At 45.3% G+C, this 6,176-nt stretch carries 7 protein-coding genes and 1 pseudogene; 4 read left to right on the forward strand and 4 right to left on the reverse strand.

Translation table 11 applies throughout. From position 1 onward, the window contains the following. Window positions 1-87: 87 nt before the first annotated feature. A pseudogene (locus tag METMK1DRAFT_RS19785) lies at window positions 88-296 on the reverse strand (IS701 family transposase); the annotation flags it as partial. A gap of 827 nt (window positions 297-1,123) precedes the next feature. On the opposite strand from METMK1DRAFT_RS19785, the gene METMK1DRAFT_RS00585 reads away from it, so the two are divergent. From METMK1DRAFT_RS00585 to METMK1DRAFT_RS00595, 4 genes are all read left to right on the forward strand, one after another. After that, window positions 1,124-1,342, forward strand: coding sequence for a hypothetical protein (locus tag METMK1DRAFT_RS00585; protein ID WP_048087275.1), 219 nt, complete (start codon window positions 1,124-1,126; stop codon window positions 1,340-1,342). Continuing rightward, window positions 1,339-1,467, forward strand: a complete 129-nt coding sequence (locus tag METMK1DRAFT_RS19340) for a hypothetical protein (protein ID WP_281034059.1) — start codon at window positions 1,339-1,341, stop codon at window positions 1,465-1,467. Before METMK1DRAFT_RS00585 ends, METMK1DRAFT_RS19340 begins: the two co-directional genes overlap by 4 nt. A gap of 309 nt (window positions 1,468-1,776) precedes the next feature. Further along, the gene (locus METMK1DRAFT_RS00590; protein WP_009069548.1) at window positions 1,777-2,895 is read left to right on the forward strand and encodes a LamG domain-containing protein; all 1,119 of its coding nucleotides are present in this window, start codon (window positions 1,777-1,779) and stop codon (window positions 2,893-2,895) included. Between the two features lie 61 nt (window positions 2,896-2,956). Beyond that, complete coding sequence (locus METMK1DRAFT_RS00595; RefSeq protein WP_009069551.1) at window positions 2,957-3,982, forward strand: glycosyltransferase family A protein; 1,026 nt, start codon at window positions 2,957-2,959, stop codon at window positions 3,980-3,982. Window positions 3,983-4,007: 25 nt separating this feature from the next. On the opposite strand, the gene METMK1DRAFT_RS00600 is transcribed toward METMK1DRAFT_RS00595, so the two are convergent. Genes METMK1DRAFT_RS00600 through METMK1DRAFT_RS00610 form a run of 3 tightly spaced genes read right to left on the reverse strand, consistent with a single transcriptional unit; the run spans window position 4,008 to window position 6,132 of the window. Further along, complete coding sequence (locus METMK1DRAFT_RS00600; RefSeq protein ID WP_048087281.1) at window positions 4,008-4,448, reverse strand: hypothetical protein; 441 nt, start codon at window positions 4,446-4,448, stop codon at window positions 4,008-4,010. A gap of 10 nt (window positions 4,449-4,458) precedes the next feature. After that, a complete protein-coding gene (locus tag METMK1DRAFT_RS00605; protein WP_009069554.1) occupies window positions 4,459-5,928 on the reverse strand; it encodes a hypothetical protein in 1,470 nt (489 codons plus the stop codon). Continuing rightward, window positions 5,929-6,132: a hypothetical protein gene (locus METMK1DRAFT_RS00610; protein WP_009069555.1), complete on the reverse strand. Its 204-nt coding sequence runs from the start codon at window positions 6,130-6,132 to the stop codon at window positions 5,929-5,931. Window positions 6,133-6,176 lie beyond the last annotated feature (44 nt).

Consider the following 6,176-nt stretch of genomic DNA (forward strand, 5'->3'; position numbering starts at 1 on the left):
TCTAAGAGATTTCTACTTAAATCAATAGAACCGCTTATTAATAATATAGATTTATTTTCAAGGAGGTGATTTTGGGTCTACCGTTCAGAATGAGGAATCCTCTAGTTCCAGGGCCCTGACGACCCTGTGGAGCTCCTCTATCTCCCACCCTACAGGCCTCCTCGACTTCCTCGCTGAGTGAGAGGTCGGTCGTGTAGAGGTACCTCACGTGTGTCCCGGAGGAGTCGTGTTCCTGCGAGCAACTTCACCGTAATCACTCGGCCTCCCAGGGTCAGGGAGACTAAGTAGACTCCAGGGCTACCTCAAATCTTTGAGGTGTAATGAATCTGATGAGTATAGCTGCTCTTGTTACTACCATGACTAGGAATTTTTAATCAAAAATTAACATTTAAAGATAGAGGTAAGAACTTCCACATATTGTTTTCTATCTTAATATCCTTAAGTCTTCTACAAAAATCTCTTTTCAAGGAAGTAATATCCAACAGGCTTGCGAGATTTCCTTAGAATGCTCTTAAGCAATAGAACTTCACGTTTAACTGTTAGACGTTCATACCTGTTTACACGGAGGGGAATATCTCGTGCATTCATCTAATTCAAGATACAGATGTGCAATTATCAGGGAGATGTAGAAGTTACTCACAAAGGAAACCTTCTTGTTTGCGGGATCACGAGTATCTTTAAGTGGGGAGATATGGACATTGTAACCCTGGCACACTCGACATATTTTCTACATAAGAAAATATTAGTGTAAAGCCAGGAAGTTTGGGTTGGAGTAGATGTCCCTGGTAGTGAGTGTTGGGGTGACGGAGTTGGGTTTACCTTGACAGGGTACTACCTGAGTGGGCTCCCCGTTGGGGAGGGAAGGCTCTCTCGTTCGTAGTGTGATTCCGACAAGGTAATGAGGAACGGTTACTCCAGGGGGACTAATGCAGATCGTGTGGAAAGATCTTCTCTAGGGTCTACACTCGAGAATGGAGGACTCTTAGGGAGTACGTGGGCATAGTGAGCTTAAGGGCAATATTCAGTATCGAGGATAGACCCCTGATCACGGTCTATAGCCTGGTCAGGATAACCTGATTGAGGGTGTTCGTGAACCTCCAGCTCCTCTTGAAAGGCCTAGATCGTGATCTTCGACAACCCTTGGATATACCAAGGAGATGCGAGGGATGGGCAGGATCTCTGGGTCTCTCTAGTGGACGGAGTCTCCCCTTACCAGGTACACGATAGACAACAAGACCCCCGGGGGAGGGGAACTACTCCGATCATTACTGGGTCCTGGACAGACGTGTCCCTGGCAAGGAGCGCGTCTAAAGCTTGGAGAGCTGCAACTCCTCCAGGTTGAGCCTAGCTCATCCGGTCAGGGACACCGGTGGGGCCATTAGGAATGTGGCTGTACTGGAGTACAGCCTGGCCCTGGTGACGGTTATGAGGGCCCTCCTCTTCTTGAGAAAGAGGCAAATTCCCTGAACCGGACATAGTGAAAGGGATGGAAGAAATTAGAAGATTAATCGTATAATATCGCTAAGTCATATCAAATAGGATATTCGCATGAGAACGCTCCTATCTAAAGAACAAAATAAAGAACAAGTTAACATTTTTACTTTAAACGAAGATAAATAACGTTATTGGATAATATTATTGTTAAACCTACGTATATTTCTCACATAACGAAAAATTACATAATGATGAAATAATAAGATAGAAATCACTAGGAAGAAAATATAGAAGTGTGGATAAAGTTTTTATATAACAATTTACACGACTATTCTTGAGAGTATGGCTCAGTTGAAGAGGCGGGACTTCATTAGATATGCATCAGCTGGACTAGGCGCAGGCATAGCGGCCACGATGATGCGGAAGGCCAATGAAGTGATCAATACAAGGGGCCAGGTGCTTCAATATCCGTCAGGATATAATGCAGTTGTATATGGAGATTTGAGTTCCGGTTACACCGCATTAGCCAATGACGGATCTGTCCTATTTCAAGGAACCTGTCAACAAGGATCAGGGACGTGCGGAATATACGAGGCCATCCAATATGTTCTTGGACAAGGATATGGGAAAATAGGTCTATTGGGAAATTTTTATCCGATATCGTCACCCTTAATTTCTGAGCAGGATCCACAGATCTGGTTAGATGGGTACGCATCAATAAACTTAAGCCAGGGCAGTTTTCACTTTTTCCTCTCCATCAGGGAATTCCTCTCTCCAACCATCCAACCCCTCTGGTATCAGGACGTTGGGGTAGTTAACGATGTCCTCTCCAAGAGGTGGAGCTTCTCCCAGGATCCCTACGTCTTCTTCGACTCCACCTCCTCCCTGATCTTCGCCAACGGGAATCAGGCCATAGGTACGCCGTCAGCCTTCACCGTATCGGCCTGGATACAGGGAGGTTCCAACAACAACGGTGGTTACGCCGTGTCCTACGGTTCCACCGAGAAGGGAAAGGTCTGGTCGATCAACTTGGCCTTCGGTAACGTCTACTTCAACTCGCTGTCCGCCCCCATACCTTCTTCCCCATTTCACGTAGCAGCTGTATACGACAACGGTGCGTCCCAACTTTACCTTAACGGAAGACTGGTGGCCTCAGGGTCCATGAGCCTGAGCTACGTCTCCCCAGCCTACCTCTGGATAGGGAACCTCCCCATCCAGTCCCAGCAGGGAGGTATCCTTCCCGTGAACGGTAAGGGGGTGATAGAGAACGTACAGATTTACAACACGGCCCTAACCTCCTCCCAGATAGCCCAGTTGGCCTCCTCCCCCACCCAAGATCCAGTGAGTTACCCCTCCCTAATATTCTGGGCACTTTATAGATACATATTTTACATGGGAGATCTAGTTACTGGATATGGGTTCCAGAGGATGGGAGCACTGTTGGAGAGCGGGGTGTTCTGAATGGCAATAGTCATATCGGACCACATAATCTACTCCAAACCAGTATAACCAGGGGATATAGTTGAATGTAACTGTAGGAATCCCTACCTATAAGAACAATGGAACGACGATTGTGGGACTCCTTAATTCTCTAACTCTGCAAACCTATAGAGACTTCAAGGTGATAATCGTCTATAAACCCACCCCTGAGGATAAAACGCTAGACGTAATTGAGCGTTTTAAAAAATCTCTAGATATAGAGATATTAATACAGAAATCTGGACTATTTGATGAGGCTTTAAATATGCTATACTCTTCGGCAAGCGATGAGTTATTAATTACAACGGATGATGATGCCATCCCATCATCTACATGGATTGAAGAGCATGTTAAGCTCCATGAAAACTTCTCCAATATTGGGGTAATAGGTCCTGTAAACGAAAGATCAGAAAATGTGCTGAGGAGAAATCAAAGTAATTCATATCTGTTGGCGAGATTATTTCAAACTATTATGGAGAGACCTATTGATAAACAGATGATGGGATTCAACGACTACTTCTCCAGAGGAGGTCTTCTAGTCAGGAATTATTACGTAACTGATCATGAGAAGATACAAAAGACTTTCAACCCCATAGGTGTTAACATGAGCATAAAGAGAGGTGTTTATAAAGGATTCTCATTATTTCCTATGACGTTGAGAGGAATAGGAAATGAGCCCTATCTATGTCTCCATGCCTACTTGAATGATATGCCATGTGCTAGAGTGACCTCTCATTTGGCTAAAGTAAACCACTTGGAGAGAGATTCATTAAGCAGACCTAGAAATCCGCTAGCAATCACAGAGAGGTACGCAGAAATGATGTTAAGTCCATATGTTTTATCAAAATATTATGAAATAAACCTAAATGAACTCCGATTAGACGCATTAATTAGAACCAAGATCTGGAGTCTAAAGGTAAGGAGTGAAGAAGACAAGTTTGCCTTAAGAGGTATAAAGGAAGGAGTGAAATTGGCAATAAACGCAATAGAGAAAGATATGCCCCCTGATTGGATAAGGCATCGGCTTAAACTAATTCAGGATAACAATTGCACGGAACCTCCAGACTGAATAAAAAGGATGGCTGTATAGAGGGTCAGATGAGCCTCCACTGGTTCATTAACTTAGTTCTTAGATAGCCCATAAACTCTCTACTATTCTCCCCATATTTGGAGAGCATGGAGGCACAGTTAGAACATACCTTCTTTCCCTCGTACTCATTGGTAGCTACGGAACCGCAGTAGTGACATTTCACTGAGGGCAACGACATCTTGGTTTTTGCCTGGAGTATCAGTTCATCTGCTGAATTTTTATATTTATTAACATCAGATAGCCTTTTTATTATTTCTTTTTCTAAGGGTAGAGGTACAGTTGTAGGCTCCTCCTGAGTGGGCACATAAATATGAAATATCATTAGTGGATTATTCTCAACGTGTTTGAAATGGGCTAAATTCTTTCCATTAGATCTTACAACCTCCACCTTCTTCGGTGTGGCCTCCATTTTCGAACCGTCATCAAAAATAACTATGATCTTCAATTTCATACACCTATATGTTTATAGTATTGGCGATACCCATATTAAAAGCAGAGGTGTAGTGCTGGGTGCTTGGTATGTATATCGGATTATTCTCGTTAACGTTGAAGTAGAAGAATAGGTTAGTTATTCCATTGACGTTAGTGGTAGGCTGTTGAAGGCTGAAGAATCCTAATGGTTGTCCAGTGCCGTTATCGAAGAGTCCCTGGGCGTTTTGGAAGTAGTTAAAAGCTATGTAGGCATAGGTACCGTTCAGGGCTATATTAACGTATGCTATGCCGTGAATCCTGGGGCCGTTTGGGATCTGGAATCCGTATGTGGCACCCTTTGTGCCTGAGGCATTGATGAAGGTATTGAAGGCTAGATACAGCATCTTGAAGCTACCCGTCAGAAGTGTTGTAGTGGATCCAGGGCCTGGGTTTCCAGTTATGAAGATGAGGGAGGAGTTGTAGTTCCAGGATGCGAATATGTTGCCTATTATTACTATGGAGTCCACGTGGTAGCCGTCCCTCACTTGGATGATGAGGTTGGTTCCAAAATCGAAGGTGTTGAAGGCCACGAAGACGCTGTTTCCCCTGTACAAATCGGAGATTTGTACGTTCCAGTGACTCTCGAAGGCACAACCCACTATGGCGTAGTTTATTCCTCCTACTAGTTGGACGTAACCTCCGTTCCCACTGAATGATACGTTTTGGAACTGACTGGCAACTACCCTCAGGTTATCTGCACCCTGTGTTATCAACCTGCCGTAGTCGAATATACATCCTATAACAGACCCGTTGTTGCCGTCCACGCCTGGGTTCAGATAGGTCTCGGAGGAGACGAAGGTACAACCTATCACCGCCCATCCTCTGGGAGACATGGCCAGGCCAGCGCTGTTCTCGAAACGGGATCCCATTACTACAAGTTCCCTGGACTGGGTGTCGAAGAGCAGTTCGTTGTCGTTCACGTAACAGTTGTACACCAGTACATCTGTGGTCTGGTTCAACCATATGGAGGCGAAGAACTCTACGCCCTCGAAGTAGAACATTGTAGAGTGCATATTGTAGGGGAAACCAGTTATCATGAGCCAACGTTGCGATGTCTTGTTGACTAGCCTGAGATTCCTGAAGGCTACAACCCAACCGTAAGTTGAGTACTTTAGGACTCCAGTCACAGAGGCGTTGGTGGTGGCCTTATTCATCTCCTGTGTCGCTATGGAGCCCACAGCTATCATGGTACTGGGGTTGGTAATGTTGTTGGGGTTCACATAGACAATCTCGGCTAGTCCGTCCCCTTCAAACACGTAGTGGAGGGACTGATCCAAGAGGAACGACGTGTTAGCAGTAGCGTAGACGTAGAGTCTTCCCCTAATCACTATGTGTGCTACGCCGTACACCCTTGCCAGCTGAATGGCGTCTAGGATGGCCTGAGTCGCGTCAGTACCTGGAGGTACGTAGAAGTCCACGTCCTCATCCATGTGGTCCGATATGACTATTGCCATTCAGAACACCCCGCTCTCCAACAGTGCTCCCATCCTCTGGAACCCATATCCAGTAACTAGATCTCCCATGTAAAATATGTATCTATAAAGTGCCCAGAATATTAGGGAGGGGTAACTCACTGGATCTTGGGTGGGGGAGGAGGCCAACTGGGCTATCTGGGAGGAGGTTAGGGCCGTGTTGTAAATCTGTACGTTCTCTATCACCCCTTACCGTTCACGGGAAGGATACCTCCCTGCTGGGATTGGAT

It is taken from the genome of Metallosphaera yellowstonensis MK1 (genome assembly GCF_000243315.1).
GTDB lineage: Archaea > Thermoproteota > Thermoprotei_A > Sulfolobales > Sulfolobaceae > Metallosphaera > Metallosphaera yellowstonensis.